The sequence below is a fragment of the Candidatus Thermoplasmatota archaeon genome (genome assembly GCA_022848865.1).
In the GTDB taxonomy this organism is placed as follows: Archaea; Thermoplasmatota; Thermoplasmata; order RBG-16-68-12; family JAGMCJ01; genus JAGMCJ01.
In genome coordinates, this window is record JAJISE010000038.1 from 1 (window position 1) to 20,889 (window position 20,889).

At 57.8% G+C, this 20,889-nt stretch carries 22 protein-coding genes and 1 tRNA gene; 12 read left to right on the forward strand and 11 right to left on the reverse strand.

Going from position 1 to position 20,889, the window contains the following annotated elements; genetic code table 11:
• Positions 1–141 (reverse strand): GTP-binding protein (locus tag LN415_07510; protein MCJ2556934.1); only part of this gene is annotated, 141 nt, incomplete at its 3' end.
• Positions 142–203: 62 nt separating this feature from the next.
• Positions 204–770, reverse strand: a complete 567-nt coding sequence (locus LN415_07515; protein MCJ2556935.1) for a GTP-binding protein — start codon at positions 768–770, stop codon at positions 204–206.
• Positions 771–875: 105 nt separating this feature from the next.
• Here LN415_07515 and pyrF point away from each other — a divergent pair, with 105 nt between their 5' ends.
• A complete protein-coding gene (gene pyrF / locus LN415_07520; GenBank protein MCJ2556936.1) occupies positions 876–1,517 on the forward strand; it encodes an orotidine-5'-phosphate decarboxylase in 642 nt (213 codons plus the stop codon).
• Positions 1,518–1,658: 141 nt separating this feature from the next.
• Here pyrF and LN415_07525 read toward each other — a convergent pair whose 3' ends face one another.
• Positions 1,659–1,829 carry a hypothetical protein gene (locus LN415_07525; GenBank protein MCJ2556937.1) on the reverse strand — a complete coding sequence of 57 codons (171 nt, stop codon included), beginning with the start codon at positions 1,827–1,829 and terminating at the stop codon, positions 1,659–1,661.
• 123 nt (positions 1,830–1,952) lie between these two features.
• Between LN415_07525 and LN415_07530 the strand changes: the two genes are divergently transcribed.
• From LN415_07530 to LN415_07540, 3 genes are all read left to right on the forward strand, one after another.
• Positions 1,953–6,341 (forward strand): hypothetical protein, encoded by a 4,389-nt coding sequence (locus LN415_07530; GenBank protein ID MCJ2556938.1) that lies wholly within the window; start codon positions 1,953–1,955, stop codon positions 6,339–6,341.
• Between the two features lie 101 nt (positions 6,342–6,442).
• Complete coding sequence (locus tag LN415_07535) at positions 6,443–8,011, forward strand: MarR family winged helix-turn-helix transcriptional regulator (GenBank protein ID MCJ2556939.1); 1,569 nt, start codon at positions 6,443–6,445, stop codon at positions 8,009–8,011.
• 193 nt (positions 8,012–8,204) lie between these two features.
• Entirely contained in the window at positions 8,205–8,711 is a 507-nt protein-coding gene (locus LN415_07540) for a hypothetical protein (GenBank protein ID MCJ2556940.1), read from the forward strand.
• Positions 8,712–8,833: 122 nt separating this feature from the next.
• Here LN415_07540 and LN415_07545 read toward each other — a convergent pair whose 3' ends face one another.
• Positions 8,834–9,175, reverse strand: coding sequence for a cupin domain-containing protein (locus tag LN415_07545; GenBank protein MCJ2556941.1), 342 nt, complete (start codon positions 9,173–9,175; stop codon positions 8,834–8,836).
• 236 nt (positions 9,176–9,411) lie between these two features.
• On the opposite strand from LN415_07545, the gene LN415_07550 reads away from it, so the two are divergent.
• The 7 genes from LN415_07550 (at position 9,412) to LN415_07580 (ending at position 15,580) form a co-directional block, all read left to right on the forward strand.
• Positions 9,412–9,960 carry a 2-oxoacid:acceptor oxidoreductase family protein gene (locus LN415_07550; protein MCJ2556942.1) on the forward strand — a complete coding sequence of 183 codons (549 nt, stop codon included), beginning with the start codon at positions 9,412–9,414 and terminating at the stop codon, positions 9,958–9,960.
• A 9-nt stretch (positions 9,961–9,969) separates the two neighbouring features.
• A complete protein-coding gene (locus tag LN415_07555) occupies positions 9,970–10,239 on the forward strand; it encodes a 4Fe-4S binding protein (GenBank protein ID MCJ2556943.1) in 270 nt (89 codons plus the stop codon).
• Positions 10,240–10,241: 2 nt separating this feature from the next.
• On the forward strand, positions 10,242–11,426 hold the full coding sequence (gene porA / locus LN415_07560) for a pyruvate ferredoxin oxidoreductase (GenBank protein ID MCJ2556944.1): 1,185 nt from the start codon (positions 10,242–10,244) through the stop codon (positions 11,424–11,426).
• A complete protein-coding gene (locus LN415_07565; GenBank protein MCJ2556945.1) occupies positions 11,427–12,332 on the forward strand; it encodes a pyruvate synthase subunit beta in 906 nt (301 codons plus the stop codon).
• A gap of 61 nt (positions 12,333–12,393) precedes the next feature.
• Positions 12,394–13,692, forward strand: coding sequence for a TrpB-like pyridoxal phosphate-dependent enzyme (locus LN415_07570; GenBank protein ID MCJ2556946.1), 1,299 nt, complete (start codon positions 12,394–12,396; stop codon positions 13,690–13,692).
• A 78-nt stretch (positions 13,693–13,770) separates the two neighbouring features.
• Positions 13,771–14,868 carry an aminopeptidase gene (locus LN415_07575; protein MCJ2556947.1) on the forward strand — a complete coding sequence of 366 codons (1,098 nt, stop codon included), beginning with the start codon at positions 13,771–13,773 and terminating at the stop codon, positions 14,866–14,868.
• 4 nt (positions 14,869–14,872) lie between these two features.
• A complete protein-coding gene (locus LN415_07580; GenBank protein MCJ2556948.1) occupies positions 14,873–15,580 on the forward strand; it encodes a helix-turn-helix domain-containing protein in 708 nt (235 codons plus the stop codon).
• A 2-nt stretch (positions 15,581–15,582) separates the two neighbouring features.
• Here the strand turns inward: LN415_07580 and LN415_07585 are convergent.
• The 7 genes from LN415_07585 to LN415_07615 form a co-directional block, all read right to left on the reverse strand.
• Positions 15,583–15,708, reverse strand: a tRNA-Arg gene (locus LN415_07585).
• Between the two features lies 1 nt (position 15,709).
• Positions 15,710–15,868: a 30S ribosomal protein S27ae gene (locus LN415_07590; GenBank protein MCJ2556949.1), complete on the reverse strand. Its 159-nt coding sequence runs from the start codon at positions 15,866–15,868 to the stop codon at positions 15,710–15,712.
• The gene (rps24e, locus tag LN415_07595; GenBank protein ID MCJ2556950.1) at positions 15,865–16,335 is read right to left on the reverse strand and encodes a 30S ribosomal protein S24e; all 471 of its coding nucleotides are present in this window, start codon (positions 16,333–16,335) and stop codon (positions 15,865–15,867) included. The genes LN415_07590 and rps24e overlap by 4 nt, the downstream gene beginning before the upstream one ends.
• Positions 16,325–16,879, reverse strand: a complete 555-nt coding sequence (locus tag LN415_07600) for a DUF359 domain-containing protein (protein ID MCJ2556951.1) — start codon at positions 16,877–16,879, stop codon at positions 16,325–16,327. The genes rps24e and LN415_07600 overlap by 11 nt, the downstream gene beginning before the upstream one ends.
• Complete coding sequence (locus LN415_07605; protein MCJ2556952.1) at positions 16,845–17,036, reverse strand: DNA-directed RNA polymerase, subunit E''; 192 nt, start codon at positions 17,034–17,036, stop codon at positions 16,845–16,847. The genes LN415_07600 and LN415_07605 overlap by 35 nt, the downstream gene beginning before the upstream one ends.
• Positions 17,037–17,039: 3 nt before the next feature.
• The gene (locus LN415_07610; GenBank protein MCJ2556953.1) at positions 17,040–17,633 is read right to left on the reverse strand and encodes a DNA-directed RNA polymerase; all 594 of its coding nucleotides are present in this window, start codon (positions 17,631–17,633) and stop codon (positions 17,040–17,042) included.
• A gap of 69 nt (positions 17,634–17,702) precedes the next feature.
• Positions 17,703–20,102 carry a sodium-translocating pyrophosphatase gene (locus LN415_07615; GenBank protein ID MCJ2556954.1) on the reverse strand — a complete coding sequence of 800 codons (2,400 nt, stop codon included), beginning with the start codon at positions 20,100–20,102 and terminating at the stop codon, positions 17,703–17,705.
• 199 nt (positions 20,103–20,301) lie between these two features.
• Here LN415_07615 and LN415_07620 point away from each other — a divergent pair.
• A partial coding sequence (locus tag LN415_07620) for a DUF835 domain-containing protein (protein MCJ2556955.1) occupies positions 20,302–20,889 on the forward strand: 588 nt, incomplete at its 3' end.

Genomic DNA, 20,889 nt, shown 5'->3' on the forward strand with positions numbered 1-20,889 from the left:
CTTGGAGACCTTCGTCCCTATCGTGGTTATGTACTTGTCGTCGAACTCGTTCACAACGAATCTCCTGATCAGGCTCGTCTTCCCGACGGCCTTCTCCCCAACGAGACAGACCTTTGACTTCAACCTTCTAGTCTCAACCATGCACATTCCCTCGAGCCGGACGGTACCAGACCCTGCAAAAATCGGGCACAGCCTATATAACCCTATCGAGACGGTTCTCGCGGTTCAAGCTGACCCTTCAAGATGCGCTCGCCGAGCTTCTCGAACGTGGCCTCCACGTTCTCCCCCGTCTTCGCGCTGGTGTAGAGGTACTCGGCGTTGAATGCCCTGGTGGACTGGTCGAGCTCGGTCTCGCCGTACATGACCATGATCTCGTCCTTCAGGTCCACTTTGTTGACGGCGTAGATCACGGGGATCTCTCCGACGACGCCGAAGACGGATTCGATCCAGTCGTCCAGCTCCCTCAGGGTGTTGTACCTCGTGAGGTCGCAGACGGCCAGGATGCCCTTCGTCCCGTGGAAGAAGGCCTCCTTCGTGAGGTCCCTGAAGCTCTTCTCGCCCATGATGTCCCAGATGACCATGATGAGGTGGACGTTCATGTCCGATTCGGGCATCTCGAAGCTCATCTCCTTCTTGGAGACCTTCGCGCCCAGCGTCGTGATGTACTTGTCCTCGAACTGGTCCTTGACGTATCTCCGAATGAGGCTGGTCTTCCCTACCGCCGCCTCGCCGACCAGACAGATCTTTGCCTTGAGCGTTTCTTCCCTCACAGCAATACCGCCTTTATTGGCCTCAAACAATAATTCTACGTTGCACATAAACCTATTGGGGCGATTCTCAGTAACTATTTCTATTCCTGGGTCGTTCCCCTACCGATGAAGAAGAGAACGAGGCTCATCCTGGCACTGGACGTTACGGACAGGCAGGAGGCGATGCGGGTCGTTTCGGAGGTTGCGGACCACGTTGACGCCGTGAAGGTGGGCTATCCAGCAGTGCTCCCGCTGGGGATGGAGCTCGTGGAGGAGATCTCCGGGAGCGCGGACGTCATCTGCGACTTCAAGGTGGCGGACATACCCAACACGAACAGGCTCATCGTGGAGGAGGTTTTCAGGCGGGGCGCGAGCGGCGTCATCGTGCATGGCTTCATGGGTACAGATTCGGTGCGGGCATGCGTCGACGCGGCGGATGGTGACGTCTTCGTCCTGGCAGAGGCAAGTCATCCCGGCGGGAAGGAGTTCACACAACCCGTGGCGGACAGGTTGGCCCGCTTGGCGGTCGAGGCCGGCGCGAGCGGGATAATAGCTCCCGCCACACGTCCTGAGCGGGTGAAGGAGCTTCGAGAGATCGTCGGCTCGCTCCTGATACTGTGCCCAGGCGTTGGTACTCAGGGTGGCTCCGCCTCGGACACGATTGCGGCGGGGGCGGACTACGTGATCGTCGGGAGGTCCATCTACCAGGCGGAGAATCCGCGAGCGATTGCAGAGGGCCTAGTGGAGGAGATAGCCGCGGTGGTGTGAGCGTCTAGGCCGTCCCTTCGCTCACTCGGTTATGATTGAGTATTCTCTTCCGCTTGGCTCAAATGGGGAGGTTGCGATTCAAAGATCGAATCGGCGATTAGTGCTTGTCATCTCGGGTTTCACAGGAGTGGTAATGGGGCTCTACTCGCAGACCCTCGCGGGCTTCGGGCAGGCGGCGATGTGGTTTGGTATCCTGCTCTGGTACGTGGCGAATGCGGGTTCCGGAACGACATAGGCGCCCAAGGTCAAGTACTGCGGAAAGGTGTTGGCGGCCTCTGGCGGGATGGCGACAATCGGCTTCGCCCTGAACATGCTTCTAGCCTTCTGACCGAACCGTGCCCGGGAAGGGAAGACCAACTCGGAGCTAGATTTCACTTACATGTAACAAGAGGGTATTTGAGCATCCTGTTGGCTTTTCTCAATTGGTGGAAGCTCATGTCGAAAAGAATCCGGAGAGCTGCATTGCGTGCCCAGAGACGAAGAAGGACGCTTGAGTTCGTCTTCTTCGCGGTTGTCACTATCGTCTTGGGATCGTCAGTCGCGGCTCTTCACTTGGATCAGGCGTATTTGGCGGGGCGTGACAATCTGACCGTCTACGTTCCGGACCGGCTCTACACTGATATCTCGACGACGGCGCTGGTCCTTGCGACTACTCCCGATGGCACCCCCAAGGCCGACCAGGAAGTGAGGATAGAACTCGTGACATCCGAGGGTGCACAACTGCTGCACAGAGGTCGCACTGGTCCGGATGGCATGGATCTTCCCGCCCTCTTTGCCCCGACAGGCGAAACTGAGGGCAGACTCGTCATCTCTTCGGGTGGCGAGGTCGTCACTCGGACCATCCAGCTCACATCCAGCGTTCGCACCTATATGTCGACCGATAAGCCTGTCTACCAGCCAGGCCAGACAGTTCATATCAGGACTCTCACATTCGAGGGAGAGGCTTCAGCGGTATCCACGAGGGAAGTGGTTCTCAGTGTCTTCTCCCCCGACGACGATAGGATATTCCGGAAGGTGCTGGAGCCCAATGGATTCGGGATCACGAGCTTCGACTACCCGCTGGGGCACATCCTCCCGCTCGGCGTCTATCGCCTGGAAGCAGATGTAGCGGGATCTGTTGTGAGTACCGCCTTCGCCGTGCAGCATTATGTCCTCCCGAAGTTCCAGATATCGCTTTCCGGAGTCCAGGGCTGGTATGCGGTCAGGGAACGTATCATTGGCGAAGTCTCCGCCGAGTACTTCTTCGGCAAATATGTGGCAGGCGAGGTCACGCTGGATCTCTTCCATGCGGATGAAGGCTATACGTCGGTCGGATCGGCAACGCGTGTTCTGCTCTTCGGCAAGGCCCCGTTCGCCATCGTCCCTGATTGGGATTCAATTCCAGATGATCCAAAGGGCTATTTCGAGCTCAATGTGACAGCGGTCGACCAGGCTGGTCAGACCGAGAGGAAGACCTTCAGGCTGCCTATCGCAGAATACCCCATCCTTCTCAGCGTGGTGCAGGATTCGAATGTGCTCGGAGCCAGATCCGTCCACCATGTGATTGCCCGATTCCCTGATGGGTCGCCTGTCGCCGACGCTCTGGTGTCCTATGCTCCCCCTGGCGGACCGACAATCAACACGAGAACCGATGAGAGAGGAGTGGCATCCCTGTCCTTCGAATTCAGATATGAGGGCGCGATGAAAGTGACCGTGACGAAGGATTCCTACTCCTCCTGGGTATACGTCTATCAATCGGGCGGTGAGGGCGTGAAGGTGGTCTCGGATAGGCCGAGGTATGACGCGGGAAACGTTGCGGTGTTCGATGTATTCTACGAGGGTCCTTCGTCGACTCCCTGGGCCTACTACGAGATTTCTTCCCGTGGTTTCATCGTTTCCACCGGAAGGCTGGAGCTCCATTCCGGCCAAGGTTCGCTCAGTCTCCCAATCCGGCAGGACATGATCCCTCAGATCCGCGTGAAGGTTTACAAGGTTGGAACGGACCTGCACATCTTCGAGGACGTTCTAATACTGTCCGTCGGCACTCTCAGCGATCTTTCGATTTCAGTTACCACAGATAAGATCCAGTATGCTCCTCACGAACCCGTCACGATATCCTTCACAGTGACCGACGGTCCTCAACCTGTCGTCTCCGCTCTCGGCGTGTCCATCGTGGACAAGGCCGTGTTCGAGGTGAGCGGCCTTCCGGATGAATTGGAGGAGGTCTTCCGTGGACTCGAAGGGAGTAGTCCTGAAGAGGAAATCATAGACTACCTCTACAACGACGCTCGTGTCGTGACAACGCTGGCTCCGCCCGTTGTCGAGGAGTCAAGCGAGAGCGAAGCGATCATGATCTCCACCTACGCGTATCATGCTGACAGAGCAGAGGAGTTGAAGGAATCCGGTATTGCAGTACTGTGGTCAGGCTTCTTCATGGGGTTGGCGGCAGGCTATATGGGCTTGATATTCGTGGCAGTGAAGTATCGGGAGTCCCGATCCCCTGTTATAGCCACCCTACTCATGGTCATCATCACAGTGACCCTCGCTATCACCCTCAACTCGATGGTGAGTGGCCTAGTTGGAACGGGCACTTCCCCAACTGTGGGCGGAGGCTCAGGCAGAGATAGTACTGCGTGGGATCAATCGGGCTGGGCAGGTCTGGGAATAGACCTTGACGAGTCCGGCGACTCGGACGCGAACCTTGACGCGTTCCTGATTCGCCAACCAACAAGAGTCAGACACTTCTTCCCCGAAACCTGGTATTGGAACCCAACCCTTGTGACCGATGAGACCGGACAGGCGTCAGTCTCTCTCATGACTCCAGATTCAATCACGTCGTGGGAGGTTGGGGTGATGGCCTCTACCAAAGACGCCAAGTTCGGAACAACCTCGGCGAACATCACGGTCTTCCAGGAGTTCTTCGTTGAGCCCGATATGCCGTTGGCGGCGGTAGTGGGAGACGAATTCCCGCTGCGGGTGGCGGTGTACAACTACTTGGATGAGGACAACCAGGTACTCGTGACACTGGGCAACGATTCCTGGTTCTCCATTCTGGACGGAGGCAACCGTTTCCTTGACATCGCTGCCAATTCTGTGGAGAGCGTCCATTTTACGATTAGAGCCGAAGAGTTCGGTGTCCATCCCATCCTCATCACGGCGGGGAACGCCCGAGTCAGCGATGCAGTCCTCAGGAATCTGACCGTCGAACCGAAAGGACGGTGGGTCGAGCGCGTGTTCAGTGGCGAACTGAGTGGCGATGACAGCGATGTCGTGGTGTTCGATCTCAATCCGAACCGAAATCCGGGAACGGAGACAGCCTACCTCAAGTTCCAGGGTGGGTTCACGTCCGTTGTCCTGGACGGTGCTGAGAACTTCATCGTTTTCGTGACAGGATGCGGTGAGCAGTCCACTTCCAGGCTTTCAGTCGATGTGGCTGCCTACAAGCACCTGCTCGAGAGTGGCAAGTCCTCGGAGGAGCTGGCGAAATACGAGGAGACCATCATCAAAGGCATCCAATACGAACTCGGATTCCTGAGGTCCGATCCATTTGTGCCGGGTCGTGCGATCACCTGGTATCGACAACCTCCTCCCGACATGTGGCTTACGGCATGGGCCTTGTTCGCCTTCCAGGACGTGAAGGAAGCCGGCTTTGGACTGGATGATCGCATAACCGATGATCTGCATAAGTACCTGATTAGCACGATGCAATCGGACGGGTCCTTCATCTTCCCTGAGGTAGGTCACTGGTCCATCAACTCCGAGCTAAAAGGTCAGCGTGTGGCAGCGACGGCATATGTGCTTCGGGCCCTGTTGTACAGTGGATATGAGCCCGACAGCAGGACGGACAAAGCCGTGGGCTACATCGAACGGAACGTTCGAATGGACGATGGTGCATTCACTCTTGCGCTCGCTCTGACCGCATTGGAGATGGCAGACGGCGACAGTCCGTTGAGGGACGAACTGGCGGGGACCCTGGTCTCGATTGCCCAGGACGGTGGGAACGAGACCAAGTACTGGCAGTACTCGGGCGAGGAGACTGGCTACTACTATTATGGTCGTAACTACATCGAGACGACCTCGTACGCCGTGATAGCACTGTCACTGCATGGAGGATACTACTCAGATACGATGGCAGGTGTGCACTACATGCTGACCCATCGTGACACTGGTAGATGGGGCTCGACGCATGATACGGCGGTTGCCTTCCAGGCATTGTCTCTGGCGGGAGGTTTCAGTGTCATCAGCAACGTCGATATCCAGGCCAGGGTGAACAGTACTCTGGTGGCGGAGACGATATTCACACAGGACGATGAAGACCGACTCTTCCTCGTCGACATCACAGCTAACCTCTCTGCCACAACAAGGGTGGATCTGGCATCGTATGGCAGTGGCACGATCTTCTACCAACTGATCGTGAGGGAGAACATCCCGGAGCCCTCAATCGATCCGCTGCTTCCCCCGATAGAGCTGGAGGTCATCCTCGACAAGACACAGGCTACCGTGGGCGAGACAATCACCGGGAGCGTCAAGGTCACCTACACCGGCGAGAGGGGCATGACAAAGATGATCTTGGTGGAACTGAAGGCTCCTGCGGGGATGTGTCTCAAGACCAGTGAGTTCGAGGGGCTGCTTCAACTAGGGGTAATTGGAATGCACGAGACCTCCTGTCAGCGTGCCCTCATCTATCTGGAGAATGTGGAAAGGAATACTCCCAAGGAGTTCCAGTTTACGCTTGACGCTACACAGCCCGTGACCGTGACTCTACAGGGAATCAACGCCTTTGACATGTATGACCCGACTGCGATCGTGTACTCACCTCCTGTGGAGATAATCATCGGAAGTTAATCATGAGCCGCTGTTCGGCATGGGCGCGGCCGCTGCGAACCAAAATATTAAAGTGGGGACATATGGATAAGGAGATTGGTGTCCAGAGTGGAGGGTGACTGATGTCGAAGCCCCACAAGTTTCGCGCCACGGTCAGGGAGCGCGTTCTCATCCACCTGCTGGACTACACGAAACAAAGACACTCCAGTGAGGTTCCCCCTGAGGTGACCCAGGCCGGGATAACAGATGTGGTGTCCGGAACCAGAAGCCATGTATCGATGGTCCTTGCTTCGATGATTGACTCAGGACTCATCGAGGAATCGCTCAGCCACATCAGTGGCGAGATGCGCCGCAAGAAGACCTACTTCATGACCGCGAAGGGCCTTGGAGAGGCCAAGGAGATTCGCGGGCGGTTACTGAGTGAGACTGTGAAGGTCTTCATCGACGGAAAGATGCACGAGGCCAGAATCAGTGAGCTGGACGACCTCCTTGGAGAGACCTACTATCTCGTGGATATTCTGGTCTCGGTGGACGAAGGGGGCGTTCTCAACATGGAGACCCTGACAGGACAGAAGACGACGGAGAGTGCCATCTTCACGAGCCCCTTGTTGCAGGTTCAATGTCCTCGTTGCACATACAACTTCCTCGTCCAGCCAGAGTCGGAAATTAGAGACACCTACACTATCTGTCCCAGTTGCTCAAGCAACGTTCATCTGGCAAGTCAAAGCGTCTTTCACCCACCATCAGAGCGCGTGCGACCCTCGAGTCCAGGACCTGTCTACGTGGCTGCGATCGTATTGATAGCCATGGCCATGTTTCAGTTCTTGGCGACTTACTACTTCTGTTTCATCTTCCTGGGGGGCATAGGTGTCGTCGTTGCCCTTCTGGCGGCAGGCTTCTCAGCTCTCAGGGAAGACACTCGCCAGTCGAGGATGGCGATCTGGGCCTTCGGAACCTCTCTGGGAGTATACCTTGCTATCACCGTGAAGGTGTTCTTGACTAGGACCCTGGAGACCGAGCTGTACGCGTATTCCTTCTTGATCTTCGCCGTCTTCTTCGCCCTTGTACTTCTCCCGACACCCATCCCCAAGGCAGTCCGAGGTGAGCTGGCCATCTCTGGTGGCGTGACGGTCTCATTGATCGGAGGAGCGATTGCTTTCCTGCCAGGCATTCTACCTCTGAATCAGTTTCATGCCCCCGTCTGGTTGATCCTAGGTTTCGCGGCATTCATCTTCGGCTATGAGACTGCCCACCCAGTCGGGGACATTAGACCTTCGCTCTTCGCAGGAGTGGGAGTGTCCATTCTGGTGCTCACAGGTGCCGTCGTGTGGCAAAGTGTGGAGCCCCTTTCGATTCAGGAAGCCCTTGTTGCTGTCATGTGGACTGCTCTTGGGGTTTTCCTAGTCTCGACGAGATTGCTTCAGAGGGTTAGAGGATGGAATGTTGAAGACGCTGTGGTTTCGGCCTTGCCCTTGGCTCTTGGTCTATTCTTTGTCGTGATTGGTATCCTCGTCATCGCACAGGAGCTTTTTGCGGTAGGAGGCTTTGAGCTGGTGATTGGGATTCCTCTGATCATATGGAGCGTGTCACGGGTCTCGAGGACGCGCTGGAAGACGTGGCTGAGCGTCTACGGGTATGCAATCGCAACTGTTCTCGTTTCCTTCTGGGTTCTCTTCTACGCCGCCGCATAGGTCCTACTCCATCGATGAAATCGCTTCGGGGATTCCTGCTCAATCTCACGTCACTTCTGCTATTCGAGCGCACCTGTTAGGTCCTCCACCGTGTTCGCTTCGAGACGAAGCCCTCGGTGAGGTCCAGATTCTGGAACGGGCAACGCAAAGGCTTATGATATGCCCAAAGCTTCGGACTACACAGGTTGTGGATGTGAACGAAGAGCAGTTCAAGAGAGATCGCATCACGCTTGTCTCTGGAATAGTGCTGTTCCTGGTCGGGTTCTCCCCTTGGTGGTTGCTGGTTCCGCTGAACCTTCACCTACGGCTTGGCTTGACCGTTGCCTGCGGTTTCGGGATTGCGGGCATCGTTGGCTTCTTCGTCATGATTCCGGGTGCGATTTACTCCATGGAACACGTGTTCTGGAGCAAGAAGCGGACGGTTGAGGGCGTTGCCGAAGCCTACGGTTTCTATGGAACTCTTGCTTCGGTGCTCGCCGCCCTGGTCCTCTTGGGTGAGATGTTGCTGAGTGTTTGGTCGGTTTTCTCGATTCTGATGATCGTCGCTGTGCTGACCTTCCTGGGGCTTTTCATGGGCATCCACGGGATACGTCTCAAGTGGAACCTCTGGGTCACGTCTGCACTCCTTATATCGACAGAGGTCATCGTGGTCCAGATACTCTACATGTTCTTCGGGGTTCCCACTCTCGGATTCGTCTGAGCGGCCTGACTACGTCACCATCGGCAGGTCGATCTACCAGGCAAAGGACCCGAAAGCCGAGGCGCCGAGAATGGTCGGCGAGATAGAATCCATCCTGTGAAGGGGTCGCTCGATCCGTGTGCCTAGTCTCCCTTTGGATTGACAGTATCGGATTCCACCATCAGTACGACCGTCCTTTCGTCGGCCCTTGTTCGATGCTCGACACCTTTCGGCACCGTATATGCTTGATTCTGGCCTAACTCGATCGTGCCGCTCCGCAGATCCAGCAGCAGTTTCCCGGATACGACATAGAAGAACTCGTCTTCGTTGTCATGATGATGCCAATGGAACTTGCCTTCGAAGACTCCTAGCCGTACGAGGGAATCGTTCACCTGACTCAGGTCCATGTTGCACCACTTCTCTGAACATGTCTCCACGATGCTCGGTATGTCGATGACCTCTGACTGCCCCATTCTAGCACTCATTTCCGCTCACCTATCCTCATCCATCTCCAAATCATGTAGGCGAAGAGAATCCAGAAAACGATATTCCCCACGATCAGCACTTCGTTGATCATCGCTCCACCTTCGTTCTGTCCTCCACTCGCTGCCTCCATCGACGTGTGCATATGAAATCATTTCGAAAGAGGCCATCCCACGTGTCCGGAGGCCCGCAAGCAAATGACATATACCCTTCGCCCCTTACGATATGATAGAACTCTATGATTCAGATAAGGTTCCATGGCAGGGGCGGCCAGGGTTCTGTTGTCGCATCGAACATCTTGGCCGCAGCGGCGTTCTTGGAGGAGAAATGGGTGCAGTCCTTCCCCTTCTTCGGAGTCGAGAGAAGGGGGGCGCCCGTGACGGCGTACACGAAGATCGACGACAAGCCCATCTGGGACAGGTCTGAGATCACGGACCCCGACTACGTCATCGTCCTGGACGCTTCGCTCGTGGCCGTCGTCGACGTCACGCACGGCCTCAAGGAGAACGGGATGGTGCTCCTGAACAGCGAGAGCAAGCCCGAGGATATCGAGCTGGGTAACAGCTTCAGGATCGCGACCGTCGATGCGACGGAAGTGGCCGTCGCGCACGGCCTGGGGAGCAAGAGCGCCCCCATCGTCAACAGCTCCATACTCGGCGCGTTCTCCAAGGCCTCGGGCGAGGTCGACATCAAGTCGATAGAGGCGAGCATACTCAAGATGGCTCCCGCTAAGCACAAAGAGAATGCGGCCGCTGCCCTCGAGGCCTATGAAAAAGTCCAGTTCTAGGTGATACTCATGGCGAAAAGTGTCGAGGATTTACCATACATACCTCTGATGAGCGAATCTTCCGCGGTCAACAAGACCGGGGTATGGCGAGTGATCAAGCCGATCGTGAACCAGGAGGAGTGCAATCAGTGCTACATCTGCTGGAAGTTCTGTCCGGACGTCGCTATCCACATAGACGAGGAGGGCAGCATTCTCATCGATTACGACCACTGCAAGGGCTGCGGGATCTGCGAAGCGGTCTGTCCGAAGAAGTGCATTGAGATGGTCAAGGAGGAATAAGGATGCCGATGGATGTCATGACCGGGAACTCAGCGCAGGCCTACGGTGCCAAGCTCGCGAGGGCGGAGGTCGTCGCCGCCTATCCGATAACACCGCAGACGACCGTCGTGGAGAAGCTGGCGGACCTCGTCGCGAGCGGGGAGATGAAGGCCCAGTTCATCAAGGTGGAGAGCGAGCACAGCGCGATGGCCGCATGCATTGCCGCGTCCGCCACCGGCGCGAGAGCGTACACCGCGACCGCCGCGCACGGCCTGGCGCTCATGCACGAGATGCTCATCTGGGCGGCCGGTTCCAGATTGCCGATCGTCATGGGCAACATCAACAGGGCGATGGCCCCGCCATGGAGCGTGTGGGCGGACTACCAGGACAGCATCGCTGAGCGGGACACGGGCTGGATGCAGTTCTACTGCCAGAGCAGTCAGGAGGTGCTGGACACGGTCATCCAGGCGTACAAGGTGGCCGAGAACCACGATATTCTGATCCCGGCGATGGTCATGGAGGACGCGTTCTACCTCTCGCACACGTTCGAGCCCGTCGACGTTCCCCCTCAGAAGGACGTCGATGACTTCCTGCCTCCTTACGATCCCCCGATCAAGCTCGATGTCGATAATCCCGTCGGGCTCTGCGCGCTCGTGCCGCCGGACCACTACATGGAGTTCAGGTTCAAAATCGCCAAGGCGATGGAAGACTCCCGAAAGGTGATACAGGAAGTCGACGAGGAATGGGAGAAGAAGTTCGGCCGGTCGCACGGCGGGCTCGTCGAGCGGTACCGGATGGAAGATGCGGACGCCGCGATAATCGCCGCAGGCACCATGTCCTCGACAGCTAGGGTTGCCATCGACAACATGAGGGACAAGGGCAAGAAGGTCGGCCTGGCCAGGCTCAGGGTCTTCCGCCCGTTCCCCTACGAGGAGATAAGGCAGATCGCCAAGGAGGTCGACTCCATCGGCGTTCTCGACCGGAGCTACACGTTCGGTCACGGGGGCGCCTTCTACACCGAGACCGCCGGCGCACTCTACCAAGCTCCCGAGCAGCCGCACGTCAAGAACTACGTGATCGGGATCGGCGGCAGGGACATACCGCCGAAGGACATCGAGGAGATACTCGAGAAGGTTCTGACAAAGGAGGACGGCGGCGAGGTCGAGTGGTTCGGCCTTCGGACCTCCGGTAGCAAGGAGGTGAACTAGGTGGGGAAGCTCACGATACCCCAGGAAGAGCTCATGAACAGCGGCCACATCGGCTGCCTAGGCTGCGGCGGGACGCTCGCGATGAGGTACCTCTTGAAGGCGCTGGGGAAGAGGACGATGATCACTATCCCCGCGTGCTGCATCGCCATAATGTCCGGCATCTACCCGAGGAATTTTCTCAAAGTGCCTTTGCTCGACGTGGCCTTCGAGACAACCGCTGCGTCCGCGAGCGGGATCCGAGCGGCCCTGGACGCGAAGGGCATCCACGACATCTACGTCGTCGGCTTCGGCGGGGACGGCGGGACCGCAGACATCGGGATCCAGGCCCTGTCAGGAGCTGCGGAGCGTGGCGACAACATCATCTACGTCATGTACGACAACGAGGCTTACATGAACACTGGGATACAGCGCAGCGGGGCGACGCCCTTTGGCGCGTGGACGACGACGACACCAGTGGGCACGACCGGCGACTTCAAGAAGAGGCCCAAGAAGAACATGGTCGAGATAATGGTAGCCCACGACATCCCCTACGCAGCGACCGCATCCGTCGCATACCCGGAAGACTTCGTGAGGAAGGTCCAGAAGGCGAAGGACATGGACGGGACGAAGTTCTTCCACGTGTTCTCGCCCTGCCCGACGGGCTGGCGGTACTCGCCCGAGATGACGATCCAGATCGGTGTGCTGGCCTTCCAGACGACGGTCTTCCCGATGTACGAGGTCGAGAATGGGGTGTACAGGGTGACCAAGAAGCCCGCCAAGAGGAAGCCCGTGACCGACTACATCAAGCTGCAGGGAAGGTTCAAGCACCTCGACGACGAGACGATCGAGGTGATCCAAAAGACCGTCGACAGGAACTGGGAGATGCTCCTTGCGAAGGCCGAGTTCACGAAGAAGTTCGCCGAGTAGGGAAACGCTAATAAGACCGCGCCCATTATCAGAGAGCCTTTGAAATACTGGGGGAGGAGAAATGAGTTCTAAGCGAAGCGGTGTGAGCCTCACAGAAGACGAGATGCCAAGGAAATGGTACAACATACTCCCTGACCTTCCGGAGGAGCTGCCGAAGCCCAAGGACCCTGAGGAAGGCGAGTCCAGGGTGGAGATGCTCCCCAAGGTGATGATCAATGAATGCCTTGGCCAGGAGTTCTCCGAGGCCGGATGGATAGACATCCCGGACGAGATCATGGACCTTTTCATACAGGCCGGAAGGCCGAGACAGCTCTTCAGGGCGAAGAGGCTCGAGCAGGTGCTCAAGACCCCCGCCAAGCTCTACTACAAGGCCGAGTTCTACAGCCCGACCGGGAGTCACAAGGTGAACACGGCCCTAGCCCAGGCCTACTATGCAAAGAAGGCGGGCTTCGAGAGGCTGACGACGGAGACCGGTGCCGGCCAGTGGGGGACAGCGCTCGCCTATGCCGCGAGCCTGGCGGGCCTCGAGACGAAGATATTCTGGGTCAGAGCCGTCCACGACTGGAAGGTCGCAAGAAAGAACTTTATGAGGCTCTACGGCGGCGACGTGCGCGCATCGCCAAGCAACTCCACCAAGGTCGGCAGGGAGCTGCTCAAGGAGAACGGTAACCATCCCGGGTCCCTCGGGATAGCGGTCTCGGAGGGCATGGAGGACGCACTGGACGACCCGCAAGCGGTATACTGCCTGGGCTCGGTTCTCAATCACGTCCTGCTGCATCAGACAATCATCGGGCTGGAGACAAAGAAGCAGTTCGAGAAGCTGGACGAGTACCCCGACATGGTGATATCCTGCCTCGGTGGCGGGAGCAACTTCGGCGGCTTCGCCATCCCGTTCCTGGGCGACGCGATCAAGGGCAAGAAGATACATTTCATAGCGGCGCAGAGCGATGTGTCCCCTAACCTCCAGGGCGAGTACAGGTACGACTTCGCGGACCACGGAGAGCTCACGCCCATGCTGAAGATGTACACGCTGGGGCACAAGACGGAGATGAAGCCCATCATAGGGGACGGGCTGAGGTACCATGCGGCGGCGCCGATCATAAGCCTGCTGAGAAAGCACGGCTACATCGACACGATCGCGTATCCCGCAGACGAGAAGTACGTGTTCGACAAGGCGCGGACGTTCATCCAGTGCGAGGGTTTCCTCCCAGCACCGGAGTCCGCCTACAGCGTCGCATGCGCCATAGACCAGGCTATCGAGTGCAAGCGCAGGAACGAGGAGAAGGTCATCGCCTTCAACATCAGCGGGCACGGGTTCATGGACATGGAGGGCTACACGGAAGTCCTCGGGCTGCAGTAGCCGGCGCTCGTCACTGCCCCTCGCATTCTCCCACTAAACGTTATATCGCAGATTTGGGATTGTCCATCGGGCGATATCATGATCGAAGTCAATTATGAGGCGTTGGCAAGGAAGATAGTGAACAAGTGCATGCGGATCAAGGAGAACGAGGTCGTCATGCTCTCGGGCGGGATGTACAACATGGACCTCCTCGAGGCCGTCACCGTGAACATCAGGAAAGCGGGCGCGTGGCCGTTCCTGCGGGTGACCACCGACAGCATGTACAAGAGGCTGATCTCCGACATACCGATCAAGTATCTCAAGAAGGAACCGAAGTACTTCATGAAGTGGATCGACGACATAGATGCCCACATCGGCATAGACCCGTTCATGGACCCCACGGCACTGTCGTCCCTCTCCGAGAAGAGGATGGGGATCAGCAGGCAGGCCGGTCGGAAGCTGAACGACAAGTTCACCAAGCTCGGCATAAGATGGACGGCCATCGGCTATCCCACGAAGCAGAGGGCGAAGATGTTCAACATCCCATTCAGCGAGTTCTGGGACATGTTCTGGTCCGCCATGAACGTCAACTACGACGCGATGTACAGGAGGGGAGACAAGGTCGCCAGGGCACTGAGGGGCAAGAAGGAGGTCCACATCTCCTCGGACAAGGGGACCGACCTCACGTTCAAGATAACGGGAAGAAAGCCGCTGATCGACGACGGCGTCATCTCCGCACAGGACATCAGGAACAAGGATGTCGGGAACAACCTTCCGTGCGGTGAGGTCTTCCTCGCTCCTGTGGAGACGTCCGCCAACGGCAGGGCCGTCTTCGACCTCGCCTTCAATCGAGGGAAGAAGATCACCGGAATCGACGTCGACTTCACGAAGGGCAAGCTGTCCAGGATAAAGGCCAAGAAGAACGAGAAGCTCCTCAAGGAGGTCATCGCCAACTCGCAGGGCCACAAGGACCGCATAGGCGAGTTCGGGATCGGTATCAACCCGAAGGTGAAGAAGGCGATCGGCTACACCATCACGGACGAGAAGATCACGGGCACGATCCACATCGCGGTGGGCGAGAACAGGAGCTACGGGGGAAAGAACGAGGCCACCCTGCACTGGGACTTCGTGATGATGCGGCCCACCGTCGAGGTCGACGGCAAGACATTGATGAAGAACGGGAAGCTAGCGGTCTGATGGAATGCGCGAAGGTGTCGGGAAAGCTCTCAGGCGGGCCTTCGGACAGGAGGACCTGATCAGGAAGCTGGAACCGCGCGAGGCCGGGGTCTCTCGCCTCATGAACCCCAAGCGCAGGAGGATATTCGTCCATCTGCTGCGGTCACCCTGCTCTCATCTCAGGCAGCTGTCCAGGGAGCTCGACATACCGACGCAGACGCTCAAGTGGCATCTCGCCGAGCTCCAGAAGGCGGGTATCTTGGACTCGGTCCCCGTCGGAAACAGGAAATGCTTCTTCGTCCCCGCACGGATCGAGCGGGAGGACGTACCCGCCCTTTCGCATCTGTCGGACGAGATGAGCCGGGAGATAGTCTCCCTGCTTGTGAGCAGAGGACCGCTCTCCCTGAAGAGCATCTTCACGTCCCTCAAGACGTACTACCAGGCCGTGCAGCATCGTCTGAAGAGGCTCGAGGAGGCCGGATTGGTGCGCTCCGACAAGCGGGGCAGGAAAAGGACGTACGAGGTCTCCAGTGAACTCGTCGGGCTGAGGGACAGATACCTGGAGAAGAAGACGGAGACGTCCAGCGAGCTCCGCAAGGTCCTCGACGACGACGGGCTCTCACCAGAGGTCGTCAAGACGCTGACAAGGTCGACCGTCTACATGATAGACACAGGAACGGGTCGCGAGGAGATCGAGCTGTTTCTCGACCCGCTCGCGGTCCTAAAAGGGTAGCACGGGCCTGCCGGGAATTTCAAGCAAGTGGTCAGCCACAAAGCCTTTTGAACCCGAGTTCGGGGCTCCGGAGGCCCCTGTGATATCCATTGCAGTCTTCTTTTGGAAGATGTCTACACTACAGGCCCGCTATGACTTCTTCTTGAATTCTGTATAGCCACATCGCCCGCAGGACTCGCGATCGGAGTGTTGAGCGAGAAAGACACCGGGTCCGCACTTGGGGCAGTGTCTCCGGGTCCTCTTGAGGGTGTCTCCCTCAATCACGTAGCAGTCCCTCTTCGAGTTCATCCTTCCTTCGACTCCTTTTCTGGCTTGGTCTTAGCAGCCTCTGGCTTCTTCTTCTTCTCAGCCTCGGCTGGCGCTTCCTGCTTGGGCCTCTTCTTGGGCTCGGCTGGCGCTTCCTTCTCGCGCTTCTCGGCCTCGGCTGGTGCTTTCCTGGGCTCTGGCTTCTTCTTCGCGGGCTCCTTCTCGGGCTTCAAGAGACCGTTCCTTATGAGGATGTGCTTCCTCTCCACGGAGAGAATCCTATCCTTGCTCTTGTAGATCTTCGCATATCCAGTGGTCTCGGGTCTGCCGAAGTCAGAGTTCATCCTGTCGATGATGACCAGGTCCTTCTTCGCCTTGGCGATCTTGGCTATCTCCTCTCTGAGCGCGTCCCGCGTGGGAGTCGGCTCACTGGCATGCCTCGTGCGGAACTCGACCTCGATCCTCTCAAAGAGCGGGTTCTCTTTTCTGCTGAGCAGCTCAGTTTCCATTGGCCTCCTCCATTTGCAGTAGTACGCTTTTAACCTTTCGCTTGGCTTCCTCGTCCACCCGTACGACGACGACCCCCTTCCCGGGCATTCCGTAGAGGACGACGGTTCCGAGCGGTGCGATTGCTATGCAGGGCATAGTGGCCAGGTCTTCCTCGCCCTGGACCACCACCATTACCCTCTCCTCGGATTTATAGGCTTCGGCAATCCCATCCCACATGGACCGTGTGAGCACCCCGGCGGGATTGTCCACTTCCATGCGTCTCCAGTCAAGCCTATCGAAGTACTCCCTGATCTCCGCTTCCTCTCCCCTCCGCGTCTTGAAGTCAACGACGATTACGTCGGGAAGCAGTCCCTGGGTGAGCGCGGACACGCTGCAGAGATCTCCCACGGCCACGAGCTTGGCGGGTCTCCCGACAGCGTTAACGAGTTCTTGAGAAGAGACTATCGGGCCTATGGCGCTTCCCACCTCGGCCCTGAGCTCATCAGGAAGTCGCAGGTCCTTCGCGAACCTAGCGAACTCGGAGAGCGAACTTCCCGTTGACATTTATGTTCATCTTCTTCGCTATCTCGGACTTCTGGTGATCGACGATGATGACGTAACCCTGCCACTCCTTGGAGGTCTCCTTCCCGCAGAGCGGACAGACGTCCTCTTTCGTGATGTAACTGCAGTGCTTACAGGACTTCGGGTTCTTTGTAACCATGACCTATCTCCTTCTCCCTCTCTTCTTCTTCTTCTGGACCTTGACGGGCCCCTTCCTCCGGTCCTCTTCGATCCACTCGAACTTGCCGAGACCTGGTTGCCTCATGGTGAGGCCTATCTTGCTCTCCCTGGGGCTCCTCTCGTTTATCGAGGCCGCAACGATCCTGGCGCGGACGCGGTCTCCCCGCCTGAGGTCCCTCTTCGTGTCCTTGCCCACGAGCCGCTGGTTATCCACGTCAACGTCAACGCGGTCATCCATCACCTGGCTTATGTGGAGAAGACCGTCGAGCGGTCCGAACCGAATGAAGGCGCCGAACTTCATCACCTCGCAGATCTCGCCGTCGACTACCTCTTGGAGCAGGGGCCTGAGCACGACAGCGTCGAAGGCGACCTTCTGGTAGACGGCCCCGTCACCGTGGACGATCCTTCCCTCGTCCAACCTCTCGACGTTGGTCGCTAGGAGGGTGAACGACTTGTCGGAGGCGACCTTGCCCTCATAGGTCGATCTCGTAAGCTCTCGGGCAAGCTCATCTATGTCCTCTCCGAGCCTGTCGGGAGGTATCCTTACGACCTCTTCCCTTCTCACCTTGTAATACATAGAAGCCCTCTGGGGTCTGATATCGATTGTCCACTCATTATATATCCCTTTGCCACGCAGGGCATATCATCAGGTCACCGTGAAACCCTTCGGAGGATCTGTCCAGGGACTCCACGTGCTTCCATCGAATGCTCTCACACGCCAATGGTATTCCCCTGCCGCCAACGTTTGTGTCAGTGCATGGCTGGTCTCAGAGGTCTCAAGGTCGACGATCGGGTCTACGAACTCTGTCTCATTGGATATCTGAAGCTGGTAGATCTCAGCGTTGGGGACTTCCTCCCAAGTGAATGTGGGACTTGCGCCCACAGTATCCCCGTCTGGGAAGACTGCTACTGGTGTCACGACCGCGACCACGAACAACGCCACCAGCACCAACGTTATCGTGCTGAGGAGCTTGACGAGGATGTGCAGGGATGGCCCGGCGGTGTCCTTGAAGGGGTCTCCGACGGTATCGCCGACAACGGCCGCCTTGTGCGTGTCCGTTCCCTTGCCACCGTACTTGCCGGCCTCGATGTACTTCTTCGCGTTGTCCCACGCACCACCGCTCGTGTTCAGAACCAATGCAAGAATGATCCCCGCGATCGTTCCGATCATGAGCGTCGCCCCGAGCGCTTCCGCTTTTAGCAACAAACCTACCGCCACGGGACCCACGACGGCGACTATGCCAGGCGCTATCATCTGCTTGAGCGCACCCTTCGTGCATATGTCCACGGACCTCGCGTAGTCGGGCTTGGAGGTGCCCTCCATTATTCCTGGGTCCTCCTTGAACTGCTCCCTCACGTCGTTTATGATGTAGAAAGCCGCCTTTCCGACGGCACGAATCGCGAGCGCGGTGAAAAGGAAGACTATCACGACACCTATGATACCACCGACGAAGACGTCCGGCTTCGAAAGGTCGACCATCTCCAGATGAGCTTCCGCCAGATAGGCGTTGAATAACAGGAATGCCGCTAAAGCGGCGCTGCCCACCGCGTACCCCTTCGTGAGGGCCTTGGTCGTGTTCCCCACCGCATCGAGCCTGTCCATCTTCTTCCTCGCCTCTGGGGCGCCCCCAGACATCTCGATTATCCCCGCGGCATTGTCGACAATCGGCCCGAAGGTGTCCATGGCGAGGATGTAAGCGGCGGTCGCGAGCATGCCCATCGTGGCGATGGCTGTTCCGTAGAATCCCCCGCCCGGGATGCCGGTCAGGTCTCCCAGGAAGAAGGAGGCGAGAATCGCAATCGAGACGACCACAGCGGGAATGGCCGTGGCCTCCAGGCCGACGCTGAACCCCTCGATGAGGTTCGTTGCGGGACCCGTTTGAGAGGCCTCTGCAATCGCCTTCACGGGCCTGTGCTTGGACTCGGTGTAGTACTGAGTGATGAAAACATAGACGAGCGACGTCACCATCCCGATTGTCCCGCAAAGGAAGAAGTAGAACCATGTCAGGTCGCTGACGACCCCAGCTCCCGCCGTGGGCTGCAACATCGCCCAAGCCGCAAAGGCGAAGAACGCGGCGGCGAGAATGGTCGTCACCCAGTAACCGATGTTGAGCGTCCTCATCGGGTCCGAGTCCTCCTTGCCCTTCACCACGAGCACGCCAACGATCGTCGCGAAGAGACCGAACGCTCTTGCCACGAACGGGAACAGGACTCCGTTTATGCCGAAATAGGGGAACAGGGCGACTCCCAAGATCATCGCACCGATGTTCTCCACCGCAGTAGACTCGAAGAGGTCCGCGCCTCTACCCGCGCAGTCGCCAACGTTGTCACCGACGAGGTCCGCGATGACCGCTGGATTTCGCGGGTCGTCCTCTGGAATGCCTGCCTCGACCTTCCCGACGAGATCGGCACCGACGTCGGCGGCCTTCGTGAAGATCCCCCCGCCAAGCTGGGCGAAGAGCGCGACGAGGCTCGCACCGAAGCCGAAACCCACGATCGAGAGGACGAGCTGTCCCTGGGCTTCCGCGCTCGAGGGGGAGACACCCAAGATCCAGCTGTAGAGGTAGTAGAGCATCGCGACCCCCAAGAGGCTCATGGCGACTATGGTGAGTCCGGAGACGGCGCCACCTCGCATGGCCGTGCGGACCGCTCCGGCGAGCGATGTCCTGGCACTGTTCGCGGTCCTCGAGTTCGTTCTTATGGCGATATGCATCCCGATGTACCCCGAGATGGCGGAGAACAGTGCGCCGAGGCCGAAGGCTCCCGCCGTCATCAGGCCCGATTGAACGCTCTCCTCCACAGGCTTCCCCGCCAACAGGTCGTTTGCCGTGATGGCGATGGCGAATATGGCGGCGAAAATCACCGCCAAAATGGCGATCGTCCTGTACTGCCTCTTCAAGAAGGCCTTCGCACCCTCCATGATGGCGTCCGCGATGCTCTTCATCTCGCTTGTCCCTCTGTCCTGCCTGAGCACGTCCCATGCAAGATAGCCCGCGAAAGCCAGTGCCGCCAGACCCGCAATCGGAATGACAAAAGTAAGGTCCATCCAAGCTCACCTTCAGTATTGCTCGTCCAGAATACTTGTTCGTATATATTGTTTGGTCTGCCGCGGAGATTCCACCCGATGACCTCTGATTCTCAATTCGAATATCTAGAGCAATACATTTATTATCGCAAGCCAGGTAGAAAGTGATGACGCTAGACGTACTTCCAGATGTGTCTCCACTGGAAGAGGCAGAGTCATCATGACGATACCGAGAGAGCCTGTGTTCGAGGAAGAGAGCCGATTCTGCCCGCTTTGTGAGTGCCTCGTACTAGTGGGTGCGCACGAGTGCGGGAGATGTGGCATGCCCATACCGTCCACGAAGAAGGTGATGAGGGAGGCCCCGAGGAGCGGGAAGATCAAGACGCGCAAGGGGCTGCCCACGCTCAGGTTCAGCTACACCTACATGATCAAAAGCGACTTGAAGGACCTGCCCTTCGATCTGATGCTGGACTCTGTCCGCGAGGGCACGAGGGGCATCTGCATCACAAGGGTCTTCCCGGACATAGTGAAGAGGAGGTTCGGCGATGTGGACATCCCGGTCATCTGGCTCTCATCGACCGCGACAGAGGAATGCATCCGACCGCGCGATCTCGAGAAGCTGTCCCTCATTATCGAGAAGTACATCCTGATCGCACCATCGGTCGTCCTGCTGGATGGGATCGACTACCTGATCACGAACAACGGCTTCAAGTCGGTCCTGAGGCTGGTGCAGATCCTCAGGGATTACGTGAGCGTTCACTACTCGATACTCCTGATCACCTTGCCACCAGCGGTCATGGAGAAGAAT